General features: G+C 74.4%; 13 protein-coding genes and 1 riboswitch. Of the genes, 5 read left to right on the top strand and 8 right to left on the bottom strand.

Annotated features, from left to right (window positions below; all coding sequences use genetic code 11):
• Window positions 1–105: 105 nt before the first annotated feature.
• From WDV06_RS26265 to WDV06_RS26240, 6 genes are all read right to left on the bottom strand, one after another.
• Window positions 106–945, bottom strand: a complete 840-nt coding sequence (locus WDV06_RS26265; RefSeq protein WP_395512251.1) for an ECF transporter S component — start codon at window positions 943–945, stop codon at window positions 106–108.
• Window positions 942–2,825, bottom strand: a complete 1,884-nt coding sequence (locus WDV06_RS26260) for an ABC transporter ATP-binding protein (RefSeq protein ID WP_395512250.1) — start codon at window positions 2,823–2,825, stop codon at window positions 942–944. Before WDV06_RS26260 ends, WDV06_RS26265 begins: the two co-directional genes overlap by 4 nt.
• Window positions 2,822–4,138, bottom strand: a complete 1,317-nt coding sequence (locus tag WDV06_RS26255) for an energy-coupling factor transporter transmembrane component T family protein (RefSeq protein WP_395512249.1) — start codon at window positions 4,136–4,138, stop codon at window positions 2,822–2,824. Before WDV06_RS26255 ends, WDV06_RS26260 begins: the two co-directional genes overlap by 4 nt.
• A complete protein-coding gene (locus WDV06_RS26250; RefSeq protein WP_395512248.1) occupies window positions 4,135–4,815 on the bottom strand; it encodes an SCO2322 family protein in 681 nt (226 codons plus the stop codon). The genes WDV06_RS26255 and WDV06_RS26250 overlap by 4 nt, the downstream gene beginning before the upstream one ends.
• On the bottom strand, window positions 4,812–6,062 hold the full coding sequence (locus WDV06_RS26245; protein WP_395512247.1) for a prenyltransferase/squalene oxidase repeat-containing protein: 1,251 nt from the start codon (window positions 6,060–6,062) through the stop codon (window positions 4,812–4,814). The genes WDV06_RS26250 and WDV06_RS26245 overlap by 4 nt, the downstream gene beginning before the upstream one ends.
• A 139-nt stretch (window positions 6,063–6,201) precedes the next feature.
• A riboswitch (cobalamin riboswitch) is annotated at window positions 6,202–6,270 on the bottom strand.
• 94 nt (window positions 6,271–6,364) lie between these two features.
• On the bottom strand, window positions 6,365–7,405 hold the full coding sequence (locus WDV06_RS26240) for an MBL fold metallo-hydrolase (protein WP_395512252.1): 1,041 nt from the start codon (window positions 7,403–7,405) through the stop codon (window positions 6,365–6,367).
• A gap of 209 nt (window positions 7,406–7,614) precedes the next feature.
• On the opposite strand from WDV06_RS26240, the gene WDV06_RS26235 reads away from it, so the two are divergent.
• From WDV06_RS26235 to WDV06_RS26220, 4 genes are all read left to right on the top strand, one after another.
• Complete coding sequence (locus tag WDV06_RS26235) at window positions 7,615–9,066, top strand: aldehyde dehydrogenase (protein ID WP_395512246.1); 1,452 nt, start codon at window positions 7,615–7,617, stop codon at window positions 9,064–9,066.
• On the top strand, window positions 9,066–9,299 hold the full coding sequence (locus WDV06_RS26230; RefSeq protein ID WP_395512245.1) for a ferredoxin: 234 nt from the start codon (window positions 9,066–9,068) through the stop codon (window positions 9,297–9,299). Before WDV06_RS26235 ends, WDV06_RS26230 begins: the two co-directional genes overlap by 1 nt.
• A 113-nt stretch (window positions 9,300–9,412) precedes the next feature.
• Window positions 9,413–11,608: a choice-of-anchor J domain-containing protein gene (locus WDV06_RS26225; RefSeq protein ID WP_395512244.1), complete on the top strand. Its 2,196-nt coding sequence runs from the start codon at window positions 9,413–9,415 to the stop codon at window positions 11,606–11,608.
• Window positions 11,609–11,678: 70 nt separating this feature from the next.
• Complete coding sequence (locus WDV06_RS26220) at window positions 11,679–11,864, top strand: DUF1059 domain-containing protein (protein ID WP_395512243.1); 186 nt, start codon at window positions 11,679–11,681, stop codon at window positions 11,862–11,864.
• Between the two features lie 4 nt (window positions 11,865–11,868).
• On the opposite strand, the gene WDV06_RS26215 is transcribed toward WDV06_RS26220, so the two are convergent.
• Window positions 11,869–12,384, bottom strand: a complete 516-nt coding sequence (locus WDV06_RS26215; RefSeq protein ID WP_395512242.1) for a hypothetical protein — start codon at window positions 12,382–12,384, stop codon at window positions 11,869–11,871.
• A 67-nt stretch (window positions 12,385–12,451) separates the two neighbouring features.
• Between WDV06_RS26215 and WDV06_RS26210 the strand changes: the two genes are divergently transcribed.
• Complete coding sequence (locus WDV06_RS26210) at window positions 12,452–13,189, top strand: SAM-dependent methyltransferase (RefSeq protein ID WP_395512241.1); 738 nt, start codon at window positions 12,452–12,454, stop codon at window positions 13,187–13,189.
• 301 nt (window positions 13,190–13,490) lie between these two features.
• On the opposite strand, the gene WDV06_RS26205 is transcribed toward WDV06_RS26210, so the two are convergent.
• A complete protein-coding gene (locus tag WDV06_RS26205) occupies window positions 13,491–14,150 on the bottom strand; it encodes a TetR family transcriptional regulator (protein WP_395512240.1) in 660 nt (219 codons plus the stop codon).
• Between the last annotated feature and the right edge of the window lie 100 nt (window positions 14,151–14,250).

The following is a 14,250-nucleotide window of genomic DNA, read 5'->3' as shown; positions in this document are numbered from 1 at the left end:
CGGTGGGCGGGGGTGGGGCGGGGCTACTAGGCGGGGTCGGATGTGACGTGGGTCCTGTGGGCCGCCTCACCGCCACGGGGCCCGGATGTCACCGTGCGTGCCGGTTCATACCCTTTCGGGTGCGTGTCCTGGGCCACTCCCGCCCGCCGAATCGAAGGAAACCGGCGCGTCGAACGCAGCTTTCCGAGTCGCCCGCCGCAGTGCCCTCAGCAGGGTGCCGCCGAGGGCGAAGGTCAGCACGACCGTCAGCGCCGCCCGCCCGAGGTCCCAGCCCAGCGAGGTGGCCAGGCAGTACGCCGCGAACCGCGCGAGGTTCTCCGCCACCGGGTCCCCCGGACGGAAGGAGACCCCCTGGCCCATGCCCTGGAGCAGCACCCAGCCCTGGAGGTTCATGAGCGTGCCGTACGCGAACGAGCCCAGGAACCCGTACGCCGCGAGCAGCGCCAGCTCGGCCCGCCCCCGGAGCCCCTCCGCCCCGGGCAGCAGCCCGGCGCCCAGCGAGAACCACCCCATGGCCAGCATCTGGAACGGCATCCACGGCCCCACCCCGCCCGTGAGCAGGGCGGACGCGAACATCGTGACGGCGCCCAGGACGAACCCGAACCCGGGGCCGAGGACGCGGCCGCTGAGCACCATCAGGAAGAACATCGGCTCCAGGCCGGCCGTGCCCGCACCCAGCGGCCGCAGGGCCGCCCCGACGGCGGCGAGCACGCCGAGCATCGCCACCGCCTTGGCGTCCATCCCGTTGTCGGCGATGGTCGCGACGACCACGGCCACCAGGAGCGGGAGCAGCGCGGCGAACAGCCAGGGGGCGTCCTGGGAGTGGGACAGGCCCGACCGGGCGTCCGCGAGCAGGGGCCAGCCGAAGGCGGCGACACCGATCAGCGTGACCAGGACCAGGGCCGCGGCGGCGCGGGGGCCGATGCGGACGGGGCGGGGGCTCACGGCGTGGTCTCCGGGGTCCGGGGCGACGCCGTGGCGTCCGTGGCCTCCGTGGCCTTCAGCGCGGCGGCCACCTGGGAGACCGTGAGCCAGTGGCCGGGGGCCAGGACCTTGGCCACCTGCGGGGCGAAGGCGGGCGAGGACACCACGACCTCGGCGGTCGGCCCGTCGGCGACGACCTCTCCGCCCGCCAGGATGACGACGCGGTGGGCCAGCTCGGCGGCGAGCTCCACGTCGTGGGTGGCGAGGACGATGGCGTGGCCGTCGGCCGCGAGGGCGCGCAGCGTCTCGACGAGGCGGGCCTTGGCGGCGTAGTCGAGGCCGCGGGTGGGCTCGTCCAGGAGGAGCAGGGCGGGCCGGCCGGTCAGGACGAGGGCGAGGGCGAGGGTGAGGCGCTGGCCCTCGGACAGGTCCCGGGGGTGGGTGTCGTCCGGTACGTCGGGCAGCAGGGCGCTGACCAGGGCCCGGCAGGTCCCGGGCGCGGCCCCGGCGTCGGCGTCGGCCGCGGCGCACTCGGCGGCGACGGTGTCGGCGTAGAGGAGGTCGCGGGGTTCCTGCGGGACGAGGCCGACCCGGCGGACCATCTCCGGGGGCGGGGTGCGGTGGGGGGCGCGGCCGCCGACCGTCACCTGGCCGGTGGTGGGGGCGAGGGTGCCGGTGAGGGCGGCGAGCAGGGTGGACTTGCCTGCGCCGTTGCGGCCCATCAGGGCGATGGTTTCGCCGGGGGCGACGGTGAGGGTGACGTCGTGGAGGACCTCGGTGCGGGCGCGGCGGATGCCGAGGGCCGTGGCGGTGGCGGCCGGGGCGCCGGTGGGCTCGGCGGCCGTCGCGGCGGCCCGGCCGCGCCGGGTGAGGCGGCCGAGCAGGCCGGAGCGAGGGGCGGGGACCGATACGGGTGCGGGTGTGGTGGGGACCGCTGCGCGGAGCTGCTCGCGGCCCCGCCCTTCCCCCGTTTCCCGGCGCTCCGCCCCGGACCCCGTTCCGGGGGCTCCGTCCCCGTGCCCCCGCGCCTCGAACACCGGCGGGGCCGGACATCCCGGCCCGTCCGGCGTTCGAGGACCGTTCTCCTCGGACAGCCGGGCCCGGAGCGCGGCGGACGCGCGGCGGGCGTCGCGGATCGACAGGGGGAGCGGGGTCCAGCCCGCCAGGCGGCCCAGGGACACCACCGGGGGGTGGACCGGGGAGACGGCCATGACGTCCGACGGCGTGCCCAGGACCGGGGCCGTGCCGGGGGACGGCAGGAGCAGGACGCGGTCGGCGTACTGGACGACCCGTTCCAGGCGGTGCTCCGCCATCAGCACCGTCGTGCCGAGGTCGTGGACCAGGCGTTGCAGCACGGCCAGCACCTCCTCCGCCGCCGCCGGGTCCAGGGCGGAGGTCGGCTCGTCCAGGACCAGCACCCGCGGGTGCGTCGTCAGGACCGAGCCGATCGCCACCCGCTGCTGCTGGCCGCCGGACAGGGTCGCGATCGGGCGGTCGCGGAGTTCGTTCAGGCCCAGCAGGTCCAGGGTCTCCTCCACCCGGCGCCGCATCACCGCGGGCGGCAGGCCCAGCGACTCCATGCCGTACGCCAGCTCGTCCTCCACCACGTCCGTCACGAAGTGGGCCCGCGGATCCTGCCCCACCGTGCCCACCACGTCCGCGAGCTCGCGCGGCCGGTGCGTACGGGTGTCGCGGCCGGCCACCGTCACCCGGCCCCGCAGCGTGCCGCCCGTGAAGTGCGGGACCAGCCCGGACACGGCCCCCAGCAGGGTCGACTTCCCCACCCCCGACGGGCCGACGAGAAGGGTCAGCTCGCCCTCCGGGAGGGTGAAGTCCGCGTCGCGCAGCGACGGCCGCGCGGCGCCGTCGTACGTCACCGAGACCTGGTCGAAGCGGATCAACGGGACGGCTCCTTGGAAGAGGGGGAAGGGACGGGGGCCACGAAGGCCGGGAGCAGGCCGATCAGGACCGCCGCCGCCGGCCACAGCGGCAGCCCCGGCGCGACCAGCGGCACCACGCCCGGCCGCAGCCCCTCGGGATCCACCGACACCGCACGGATCAGGAGGGCCGCCACCGCCGCCCCGGACCCGGCGACCAGCCAGGCGCGGGCCCCCCACCGGTCGGGCCGGTAGCGGGTCCGGACGCTGCGCCGCCCGCCCAGCCGCAGCCCCGCGAGGGCCAGGGCCAGGCCGATGCCGAGCAGGGGCAGCCCATAGCCGGCGCCCTCCGCCGCGAGGAGGGCGTACGTGCCCGCGCACATGCCGAGGAGGCCGCCCAGCGTGAGGGCGTTGGTGGTGTGCCGCACCGCCGGCGGGACCTGGGCCGTACGCCCGTACCCGCGCGCGTCCATCGACGCGGCGACGGCCACCGAACGCTCCAGCGCGCCCTCCAGCACCGGCAGCCCGATCTGGAGGACGGCCCGGACCCCGGCCGTGGGACGGCCGCGCAGCCGGCGCGCGGTACGCAGCCGGGCCACGTCCGCGACCATGTTCGGCGCGAACGTCATGGCGACGACGACGGCCACCCCCGCCTCGTACAGCGCGGCGGGCAGCGACTTCAGCAGCCGCGCCGGACTGGCCAGGGCGTTGGCCGCGCCGACGCAGATCAGCAGGGTCGCCAGCTTCGCGCCGTCGTAGAAGGCGAAGACCAGCTGCTCGGCGGTGACCCGGCCGCCGAACCGGATGCCCTGCGCCCACGCCGGGAGCGGGACCTCCGGCAGGGTGAACAGGACGTGCGCTCCGGGTACCGGGGAGCCCAGCAGGACGGAGAAGAGCAGCCGCAGCCCGACGACGAACAGGCCGAGCCGGACGAAGGCGCCGTACGAGCGCGCCCAGGGCGCCTCGGTCCGGCGGGCCGCGACCACGTAGCCGGCGACGCCCACGATCAGCCCGAGCAGCAGCGGATTGGTGGTCCGGGAGGCGGCGGCCGCGAGCCCGAGGGCCCAGATCCACCAGGCACCCGCGTGCAGGGCGTTGCTCCGGCGCGCCTCGGGAGCCCGCCACTGCCTCCGGCGGTCGTACGTCGGCCCGTGCGGCCCCCGACCGGCCCCGCCGGGACCCGGCCGGGCCGGCGGTGCGCCGGCACGTGCCGCGCCGTGGGCGGTGTCGCCGTCACGGCCGTGCCGGGCCGGGCCGTCGGCGCCGGTCGGGGTCCCGCCCGGCCGGGCCGCGGGTGCGCCGGCGACCGGGGACCCTGCCGTGTCGGGACCCGTCATCGCCTGCGGCGGCGGGACTGCCAGACGGCCGCCGCGCCCAGCGCCGCCACCGCCGCGACGCCCGCGACCAGGCCCGCCGAGGGGCCGGAGCCCCCGCCCGGGGACGGGGCGGCGGAGGCGGGGGCGGAGGCGGAAGCCTTCGGCTCCGCGCCGTCCGCGAGCGGCTCGCCGCAGCCCGACCGCGGATAGCCCGAGACCGCGCACAGCAGGGCCGCGCCGTTGTAGCGCAGCGGCTTCGCCACCGACGCCAGTGCCTCGGCGGCCGTGGCGTCCGGGGCCACCTGGGCGCAGGCGGTGCGCGGGCCTTCCTGCGGCGGGGCCTCGCCGGCGGGGGCGTCCCCGGGCATCCCGAAGTCGATGACCAGCGCCACCCGCTTCTTCCCTTCCGCCGCGGCGGTGGCGCCGCAGACGGCGTCGAAGTCGGCGGCGGCGCGCGGCTTGGCCGCCTCCGCGCCGGCGTCCTTGCTCACCGAGAAGCGGAAGCCGAGCGTGGCGCCGTCCGCGGGCCGGGCCGTCGAGGGACCCTCGGTCGCGTAGCCCCAGTTCCCGCCCGCGCCCTGCCAGAACGACCAGTAGCGGTAGCTCGCCGCCAGGGCGGGGGAAGCCGCGAACAGGGTCAGCACCAGGGCGAGGACGGCCAGCGGGCCGACCGTGCCCCGCGCACGGCGCGGGCTCACAGCTGGTTCTTCTTGCGGCGGCCGCTCAGCAGGATGCCGATGCCCATGCCGGCCGCGGCGCCCGCCCCGATGATCCACCACAGGTTCTGGCCGCCCGAGCCGCTCTTGTCGTTCTTGTTCTCCACCTTCTGCGCCTCGGCGTCCGGCTGCTGCGGGGCGGGACCGGTCGCGTTCAGCGCCGCCACCAGGTCGACGCCGCCGAAGGCCTTCGGGTCGGCGCCCGTGGCGTGTGCGGTCAGGACCAGGGTGGCCAGGGCGGCGGGGTTCCGGTTGGACCAGGAGGCGGAGTTGTTCTTCAGCCATTCCAGTGCGCCCGAGGCCGCCTGCCGGTGCCCGGTCGCGGCCAGGGCGATCACGGCGTCGGCGGTGTTGCCGGTGTCCGGGGTGGGCTGGTCGGCGCCCGGGGTGACGGCCGTCAGGTGGCCGTCCTTCTTCAGGGCCTCGGCGAGGTAGCCGGCGGCGGCCTGGGCGGCGGCGGCCGGGTCGGCGGCGCCCGCCGGGCAGGCCAGCGGGGCCGTCGGGGTGTCGGTGGTGGCGGGCTCGACGAGCGTGCCCTTGCCCAGGCCGGCCAGGACGGCGGCGGCCGTGGCGTCGGCGTTGGCCGCGAGCTTGCCGTCGGCCGGCTGGTAGCCGAAGGCGCCCCGGTCGGCGGCCGGCTCGGCGGAGCAGCCCAGCTGGAAGGAGAGCAGGCCGTCGTAGGCGGACTTGCCGGCCTTCGACTTCACCTCGGCCGGCTTGTCGCCCGCCACCGCGAGGGCGCTGATCACGATCGAGGTGGAGCTGCCCTCGCTGGGGGAGCCGGGGACGTAGGCCCAGCCGCCGTCCTCGTTCTGGACGGACTTCAGCCAGTCGACGGCCTTCTTGACCTGGGCGTCCTTGCCGCCGAGGGCCTTCAGCGCCTGTACGGCCGCCGCGGTGGCGTTGGTGTCGAAGACGGTCGTCGCGTCACAGGCCTTGGCGGCGTCCGCGCGGAACGAGGCGAAGCCGCCGTTCGCGCACTGCTGGGCGGTCAGCCAGTCCACGGCCTGCGGGGCGGGCTTCAGGCCGACCGTCTGCTGGGCGAGCAGCGCGAAGGACTGGCGCCACACCCCGTCGTAGGAGGGGTCGGCCTTGCCGAAGAGGCCCGAGGGGATGACCGGCGGCGCGGAGGGGGCGGGCGGCGGCGTGTCGGCGAGGGCTGCGGGGGCGGCGCCCACGCAGAGCACGGCGGAGGCGGCGAGCGCGGCTGCGCTGCGGCGGACGTTCATGGCGGGGCGGGTGCCTCTCGTGCGGGGAGCGGGAGACGGGCACGCGCGGGCACCGGGCTCCGGCTCCGTTTACCTCGACGGTGCCGGCCGCCGGAGGCTCCGGCGGCACGAGCCGCGCACCTCCGCTACGGGGCATTCCGACTCCCCGCCCCGCGTGCTGCGGGCCGGGTCACGGTTGCGGGTCAGCGCCGGATTCGCACCGGCTTCCCCCCGTACGGAAGTGTGGACGACGGCCTCACTCTACCGGCCCGTACCCCACGGGCCCCGGGGTGCCGGAGCCCCCGCCCGCCGGCCCGCGCCGCTCACGCGGCCCGGTACGCCACCGGGTCCGTGCCCGGGACCGCCTCCGCCCGGCCCTGTTTCACCAGTCGCCGCAGGTGGGCTTCCGCTTCCGAGACGGCGATGGTGCGGGAGCCGTACGGGATCTGCTCCCAGGGCCGGTTCCAGTCCATCCGCTCCGCCAGCGCCCACGGGGTCAGCGGCTCGGCCAGCAGCAGCCGCCGCAGCCCGCTCAGCCGCTCCTCGTGGTGCGCGAGGAGCTCCCGTACGCGGGCGGGGGCGTCGGTGAAGGCGTGCTGGTGGGCCGGGAGCACCTCGGCGGGCTCCAGGCGGCCGACGCGTTCGAGGGAGTCGAGGTAGTCGCCGAGGGGGTCGGTGACACGGGTGTCCTCCGGGGCCTCGTACAGGCCGATGTGCGGGGAGATCCCGGGCAGCAGGTGGTCGCCGGAGAAGAGCCGGCCGTTGCCGGGCAGGTTCGCCGGGTGGGCCTCCTCCAGGTGCAGGCAGACGTGGCCGGGGGTGTGCCCGGGAGTCCAGATCGCCCGCAGCCGGCGCCCGGGCAGCGGCAGCCGCTCGCCGGGGACGATCTCCCGGTCGGGGACGGCGGCCCGCAGTCCGGGCAGGGTGCGCATCCGGCCGCTCTCCCGGGCCGCCCGCAGCGGCGCCAGGTGCTCCTCCGGGGCTCCGGCCGCCGCCAGTTTCCCGTCCATGTAGTCGAACCAGACGTCCGGCTCGGCGGACCGGGTGCGCAGGACGACCTCCGTGTCGGCGGCGTGCATGGCGATCCACGCCCCCGACGCCTCCCGGACCTTCCCGGACAGGCCGTGGTGGTCGGGGTGGTGGTGGGTGATGACCACCCCGTGCACGTCGGCGACGGCGAGGCCGAGCGCGCCGAGCCCGGAGGCGAGGGCGTCCCAGGCGTCGGGATCGTCCCAGCCGGTGTCCACGAGGACGGGCCCGGCGTCCGTGTCGAGGACGTGGACGAGGGTGTGCCCGAGCGGGTTGTCGGGGATGGGGACCTTGAGTCCCCACACACCCCCGCCGTGGTCGGTGACCTGTGACATGACCTCTGACATGGGGGCTCCCTGGCCGGTTCGATCCGCTCTGACGAGAACGCGTTCCAGTAGTAGCCCAAGTCGACCGTCCACCAACAGTCCTGACCGGCCATCGGATCTTCCGGCACCCCCGCTCCGACCGTGGACTCCTGGAACTAGAACTGGTATCAGTTCTGCGACATCGGTGAGAGCGTGCGCAGCCCCTGGAGGCATCGGACATGACCGAGCTCGTGGAACACGGACACCTGTTCATCGGCGGGGAGTGGACCGATCCGCTGGGCACCGACACCATCCGCGTCGTCTCCCCCCACACCGAGCAGGTCATCGGCAGCGTCCCGCACGCCTGCGAGGCCGACGTCGACCGGGCCGTCGCCGCCGCCCGCAAGGCCTTCGACGAGGGCCCCTGGCCCCGGCTCTCCCTCGACGAGCGCATCGCCGTCGTCACCCGCATCAAGGACGCCATCACCGTCCGGCACGAGGAGATAGCCCGCTCCATCAGCTCCCAGAACGGCTCCCCGTACTCCTGGAGCGTCCTCGCCCAGGCCCTCGGCGCGATGATGGTCTACGACGCCGCCATCACCGTCGCCCGCGACTACCCGTACGAGGAGCGCCGCCAGGGCGCCCTCGGCCCGATCCTCGTGCGCCGTGAACCGGTCGGCGTCGTCGCCGCCGTCATCCCCTGGAACGTCCCGCAGTTCGTGGCCGCCGCGAAGCTCGCCCCGGCGTTGCTCACCGGCTCGTCGGTCATCCTCAAGCCCTCGCCCGAGGCCCCGCTGGACTCCTTCATCCTGGCCGACATCGCCCGGGAGGCCGGACTGCCCGAGGGCGTGCTGTCGGTCCTGCCCGCGGACCGCGAGGTCAGTGAGTACCTGGTCGGACACCCCGGCATCGACAAGGTCGCCTTCACCGGCTCGGTCGCGGCCGGCCGACGGGTCATGGAGGTCGCCGCCCGCAACCTGACCCGGGTCACCCTCGAACTCGGCGGCAAGTCCGCCGCCGTGATCCTGCCCGACGCGGACCTGGAGGCGGCCGTCGCCGGGATCGTCCCCGCCGCCTGGATGAACAACGGCCAGGCCTGTGTCGCCCAGACCCGGATCCTCGCCCCGCGCAGCCGCTACGGGGAGATCGCCGAAGCCCTCGCGGCGGCGGCCGGCGCCCTGGTCGTCGGCGACCCCCTCGACCCGGCGACCCAGCTCGGCCCACTCGTCGCCCGGCGCCAGCAGCAGCGCTCCCTCGACTACATCCGCATCGGCCAGGAGGAGGGCGCCAAGATCCTCACCGGCGGCGGCCGCCCGGCCGGCCTGGATCGCGGCTGGTACGTCGAGCCCACCCTCTTCGGCGACGTCGACAACGCAATGCGGATCGCCCGCGAGGAGATCTTCGGCCCGGTCGTCTGCCTGATCCCGTACGGGAACGAGGCGGAGGCCTCCCGTATCGCGAACGACTCGGAGTTCGGCCTCAGCGGCAGCGTCTGGACCGCCGACGTCGAGCACGGCGTCGACTTCGCCCGCGGGGTGCGCACCGGCACCTTCAACGTCAACACCTTCAGCCTGGACATGCTCGGCCCGTTCGGCGGCTACAAGAACAGCGGTGTGGGCCGCGAGTTCGGCCCGGAGGGCCTGAGCGAGTACCTGGAGCACAAGATGATCCACCTGCCGGCGGGCTCGTGATGGGCGACCGCTGGCAGGTGGAGGTGGACCGGGCGGTCTGCATCGGCTCGGGCATGTGCGTGAACCACGCCCCGGACGCCTTCGCCCTCGACTCCGCCCGCCAGTCCCACCCCCGCACCCCGCAGACGGACGCCAACGAACCCACCCTCACGGCGGCCGAGGGCTGCCCGGTCGAGGCCATCCTGATCACCCTGGCGGCCACGGGGGAGCCGGTCTTCCCGCCGGAGGACTGACGCCGGCCGGGCCGGAGCCGACCCGCTCCGGCCCGACACGCATCCGACATGCCCGGATGAAATATCCCCTCTCGCTAACTTGTCGCATCATCCACTTCTCCGGAAGAAGACCGATGCGCCAGCCCGCCCCGTCCACCGTGCGCCGACGCGCCGCGTGGTGGTCCCTGGTCCTGACCGCACTCCTGCTGACCTGGGCCCTCCCACCCACCCCGGCCCAGGCCGCCGCCCCCCGGCCCCGCCCCGACCGCCACCACTCGGTCCACCACAAGCACCGCCACCACCCCCGCCTGTCCCAGCAGGCGAAGGGCGGCCGCTACGGCGGCGGGACCAAGGTCGGCACGCTCCGCACCTGGCCGACCATCGACTTCTCCGGCCAGACCGTGCTGCGGGAGTTCCGACTGCGCTCCCTCAGCCCGCACGCCGAGTTCTGGGTCCCCACCGGTGACCTGGCGGTGGACACCGAGGACTGCTCCACCTCCAACGCCGACGACCTCGTGATCACCGACCCGCAGCTCCGCTACCTGGGCGAACAGTTCGAGAAGGTGATCCGCCCGCGCGAAGCCAAGGTGTTCGGGGTCCCCCGGCCCCGCGACGGCAGCCACGCCAAACCGGAACTCCTCGACCCGAGCATCCCGGCTGACGCCTGGCGCGGCAAGGGCGACCGCGTCGTCGTCCTCGTCGACAACATCGCGGCCGGCGGCGAATTCCTCGGCAGCGACGTCGACGCGGTCGACCGCAACATCCTCATCATCGAGGCTGCGGGCTGGAAGACCATGCTGGGCGCCAGACCGGCCAACCTGGGCCCGGACCCGTGCCGCGTCTGGGAGGGCTTCCCGATGCCGAACTACATCGAGGGCCTGCTCGCCCACGAGTACAACCACGTGCTCTGGTACAGCGGGGCGAAGGACGCCAACGGCGCCAACTGGACCGTCGAAGGCACCGCCGAATGGGCCCGATGGCTGGTCGGCTACGACGACCGCTCCCAGGACGCCCTCAAGAACCTCAAGATCGCCTGCTTCCAGGGCCGGCAGCAGGCCGCCTTTCCCGACGGCTACACCGACGCCTACGGCGACCGCAACGGAGGCCCCGAGAACTCCCTCACCCTCTGGGGCGACCCCGGCCAGAGCGTGCTGTGCGACTACGGAGCCTCCGAGGTCATGATCCACACCCTGGCCGAACGCTACGGGCAGGACTTCATCAGGGACCTCCTCTACGAAGGCGGCGGCTCCGGCTTCGACCGCCTCGCCAAGACCGTCGCCCGGCACGGGATCCACACCAGCCCGTTCGCCCTCCTGCGCGACTGGTCCACCACCGCGGCCCTCGACGCCATCCTCGACGACGGCGCCGAACTCACCGGCGCCGACCCCCGCCGCTTCCGGGCGCAGCCCCTCCATTCCACCGTCAACCTCGACACCCCGTTCGCCTACGCCCGTCCCGGCGCCCCCTCCAACGGCGCCGACTTCGTCCGCCTGCGCAACGCCTCCGGGGGCCCCCTGACCACGGCCGCGCTCCGATCGCTGACCTTCGACTCGCCCGCGGACTACCCGGCGACCCCGGTGGAATGGACCGTCGACCCGAACGGCCACGCCCCCGGAGACCCCGCCCTCTCCTCGGGCCCCGTGAACGACGCCGCCAACCTGGACCGCAGCATCGTCCGCTCCCTCACGGTCGACCCGACCGACCCCACCCTCTCCTTCGACGCGCGCTGGGACATCGAGCCCGGCTACGACCTCGGCGTGGTCCAGGTCTCCACGGACGGCGGCGCCACCTTCACCTCACGCCGCAGCGCCGACATGGCCACCACCCTGAACAGCGACGCCGAAGCCGGAATCGCGGCCCTGCTGCCCGGCTTCAACGGCGACTCGGGCGGCTGGACCCACCAGAGCATCGACCTCTCCGACCTCGCCGGCCAGACCGTGCTCGTCGCCTTCCGCTACCGGACGGACGGCTCCTTCACCGAGCCCGGCCTGTGGATCGACAACATCAGGTCCGGCTCCACGCCGGTCTCCGACGGCTCGACCCTCACCGGCTGGCAGACGATCAGCAGCTACCAGATCCACCGGATCCCCGGCATCAGCCTGCGCCTCGTCGCCTACACCGACGACCACAAGCACGCCTGGACCGCCGACGTCCCCCTGGACGCCGACCACCACGCCACCCTCGACGAAAGCCGCCTGCGCCACCTCCTCGGCACCAGGGCCACCACGGTTTTCGCGATCGTCGACCACTACGAACCCACCGAAACGATCAGGGCCGCCGCCCCCTACCGCCTCACCGTCAACGGCGTCCTCCAGCCGGGCGGCGCCTGACCGGCGCCCCGGCTTTCCTCCCGGACGCGATCGGAGGATCGTGGAAGGGGTGACCAGTAGGAGGTGCGTCATGCGCAAGGTCATGGACTGCAGGGAGTACCCGAGCGAGGTCGGGTGCACCCTGACCATCATCGGTGAGGAAGACGAGGTCATGGACGCGGCCGTCCAGCACGCGGTCGCGGTACACGGCGAGGAGGACACCCAGGAGTTCCGCGACGCACTGCGCGGCATGCTGAAGACCGAGGTGGCCGCCTGACGCCTCAGGGCAGCCGCCTCAGCTCCTCCAACGCCTCCCGGGCGGAGAACGACTCGAAGAGACGCAGCACCGGCCCCTGCCCGGACGCCAGGACCCCGTAGTACTCCGGAATGAGCGAAAGGTCCCCCCAGGGCTCCTCCACATGAGCCCGGACGAGCAGTCGCCCTGATCCCGTGGACCGTATCCACGGGATCAGGAGGAACCCGTCCAGCGCGGGATCGCGCACGCCGACGGCGAGGTCCGCCCCCTCGACCAGCTCCAGCTCCGCCGGGAGCCCGTCCCCGGGGCACGCCACGAGCCGCCCGGCGACGGCCGCCCGCATCCCCCACCCCTCCGCCACCACGGATATCTCCGCCCGGGTGTCCTCACCGATCGCCACCCGGTGCCGCAGCAGGGCGTCCACCAGGTGCTCGACGCCGGCCTCCTGCTCACCCACCGCCCAGCACACCCGCACCTCATCGCCGTCGGCGTCCGGCAGCAGTGCGGCGAAACGGTCCCAGACCCGAGCTTCATCGATCATCCGCAGAGCCTACGATCCCTGCCGAAAACGAGATGCGGGCGATCTCGGCCGCTGCGAAGCTGCGCCGGTGAACCGTGAACAGATCTCGAAGCTGGCCCATACCCACCACCCCATCAAGTCCCCCCTGAACGACGACTCCGTCAGCAGCCTCCTCGCCAAGGCCCTCCCACGCGGCGACGAACGCGTCCTCGACCTCGGCTGCGGCAGCGCGGAGTGGCTCCTGCGCGCCCTGGCCACGCACCCGGACGTCCACGCCGAGGGCGTGGACATCTCAGAGAGCGACCTGGAGGAGGCCCGTCAGAGGGCCGTCCGCCTGGGCGTCGACGCCCGCCTGACGCTCCACCACCAGAAGGCCGAGGACTTCACCTCCCCCCACCCCTTCGACCTGATCCTCTGCGTCGGCTCCACCCACGCCCTCGGCGGGCTGCTCCCCACCCTTGAGGCGGCCCGCGACCACCTCGCCCCCGGCGGCCGCGTCCTGATCGGCGACGGCTTCTGGGAGCGCACCCCCACCCCCGAAGCGATCGAAGTGCTGGGCGACTTCGCCGACCTGTCCACCACCGTGGACCGCATCACCGCAGCCGGCTGGACCCCCGTCCAGGGCCACACCAGCACCCGCCAGGAACTGGACGACTACGAATGGTCCAACTGGGGCACCCTCGCCGACTGGGCCCTGGACCACCCCACCCACCCGGACAGCCCCCAGGTCCTCGACTGGGCCACCACCCGCCGCACGGAATGGCTCCGCACCTACCGCGCCACGTGGGGCTTCGCCACCCTCCTCCTCCGCCCCACCCCGGCCTGACCCCAGGGCCTCAAGCCCTCCAGCCGACGGCCTCGACGTTGCCGACGGCGGTGGTGAACCCACGCCCCGACGCGTCCCGGACACAGGCCGGTTCGACCCGGCGCTCGCGCCCTGCGCAATCCGAGACGTCGGAGCGCGTAGCGATCCGTCGCGCATCGCGGCCCCGGAGGGCGCTCATACGGCCCCGGCCGCCCGGGGAAGCGGCCCCCAGCCGCCGGCCCGCGGGCAGGGAGGCGGGTGGGCCATCACCGCTCGGCCGGGACCCCGCGAGGGGGAGACAGCGTGCCCCCCGACAACCCGATCAGGCCTTTTCCGGGGCCGTCAGGTCGATCAGACGGCATACCGTCTCGATGTCTATCTTCACCTGCGCGATCGACGCCCGCCCCGACAGCCAGGTGATCAGGGCCGAGTGCCAGGTGTGTTCGATGACGCGGACCGCCGACAACTGCTCTGCCGTCGGCGGGGACTCCAGGCCCATCGCGTCGAGGATGATGGCCGTCGTCAGCCGGGAGACCGTGTCCACCTCCGGGCTGACGCTGCGGTCCGCGAACGTCAGTGCGCGGACCATGGCGTCCGCCAGGTGCGGCTCCCGCTGCAGCGCCCGGAACGCCCGCATCAGGGTCTCCGCGACCCGCTCCGCCGGCTCCTCGCCCGCCGGGGGCCGCTTGCGCAGGGTCGTGTGCATGTGCTGGAGCTGGTCCTGCATGGTGGCGACGAGCAGGTGCACCTTGGACGGGAAGTACCGGTAGAGCGTGCCGAGCGCGACCTGGGAGGACTCCGCGACCTCCCGCATCTGCACGGCGTCGAAGCCGCCCCGGCTGGCCAGCTGGGCGCTCGCGTGCAGGATCCGGCGCCGCCGGGCCTCCTGGCGCTCCGTCAGGGGAGGGGACGCCGAGCCGGCCGTGGCCGTCGGGGCAGGGGCCGGTGCCGGTGCCGTGACGGCCTTCGCTTCCGCTGTCATGTGTCCCGTTCCTGGCGTTCCGTGTCGTTGCGGGGGCTGATTCCGGGATGGGTCCGTAACCAAGGATGACAGGCGTCCGAGCCGTGGCGCGAATCACCTG

This window comes from Streptomyces racemochromogenes (assembly GCF_044129415.1).
GTDB classification, from domain to species: domain Bacteria; phylum Actinomycetota; class Actinomycetes; order Streptomycetales; family Streptomycetaceae; genus Streptomyces; species Streptomyces racemochromogenes_A.
This window is presented reverse-complemented; position numbering and strand designations above follow the sequence as displayed.

Excerpts from the sequence above, each read along its gene's own strand:
- WDV06_RS26255 (WP_395512249.1), bottom strand. The coding sequence starts at position 4,138 with ATGACGGGTCCCGACACGGCAGGGTCCCCGGTCGCCGGCGCACCCGCG.
- WDV06_RS26245 (WP_395512247.1), bottom strand. The coding sequence starts at position 6,062 with ATGAACGTCCGCCGCAGCGCAGCCGCGCTCGCCGCCTCCGCCGTGCTC.
- WDV06_RS26240 (WP_395512252.1), bottom strand. The coding sequence starts at position 7,405 with ATGTCACAGGTCACCGACCACGGCGGGGGTGTGTGGGGACTCAAGGTC.
- WDV06_RS26235 (WP_395512246.1), top strand. The coding sequence starts at position 7,615 with ATGACCGAGCTCGTGGAACACGGACACCTGTTCATCGGCGGGGAGTGG.
- WDV06_RS26230 (WP_395512245.1), top strand. The coding sequence starts at position 9,066 with ATGGGCGACCGCTGGCAGGTGGAGGTGGACCGGGCGGTCTGCATCGGC.
- WDV06_RS26225 (WP_395512244.1), top strand. The coding sequence starts at position 9,413 with ATGCGCCAGCCCGCCCCGTCCACCGTGCGCCGACGCGCCGCGTGGTGG.
- WDV06_RS26220 (WP_395512243.1), top strand. The coding sequence starts at position 11,679 with ATGCGCAAGGTCATGGACTGCAGGGAGTACCCGAGCGAGGTCGGGTGC.
- WDV06_RS26215 (WP_395512242.1), bottom strand. The coding sequence starts at position 12,384 with ATGATCGATGAAGCTCGGGTCTGGGACCGTTTCGCCGCACTGCTGCCG.
- WDV06_RS26205 (WP_395512240.1), bottom strand. The coding sequence starts at position 14,150 with ATGACAGCGGAAGCGAAGGCCGTCACGGCACCGGCACCGGCCCCTGCC.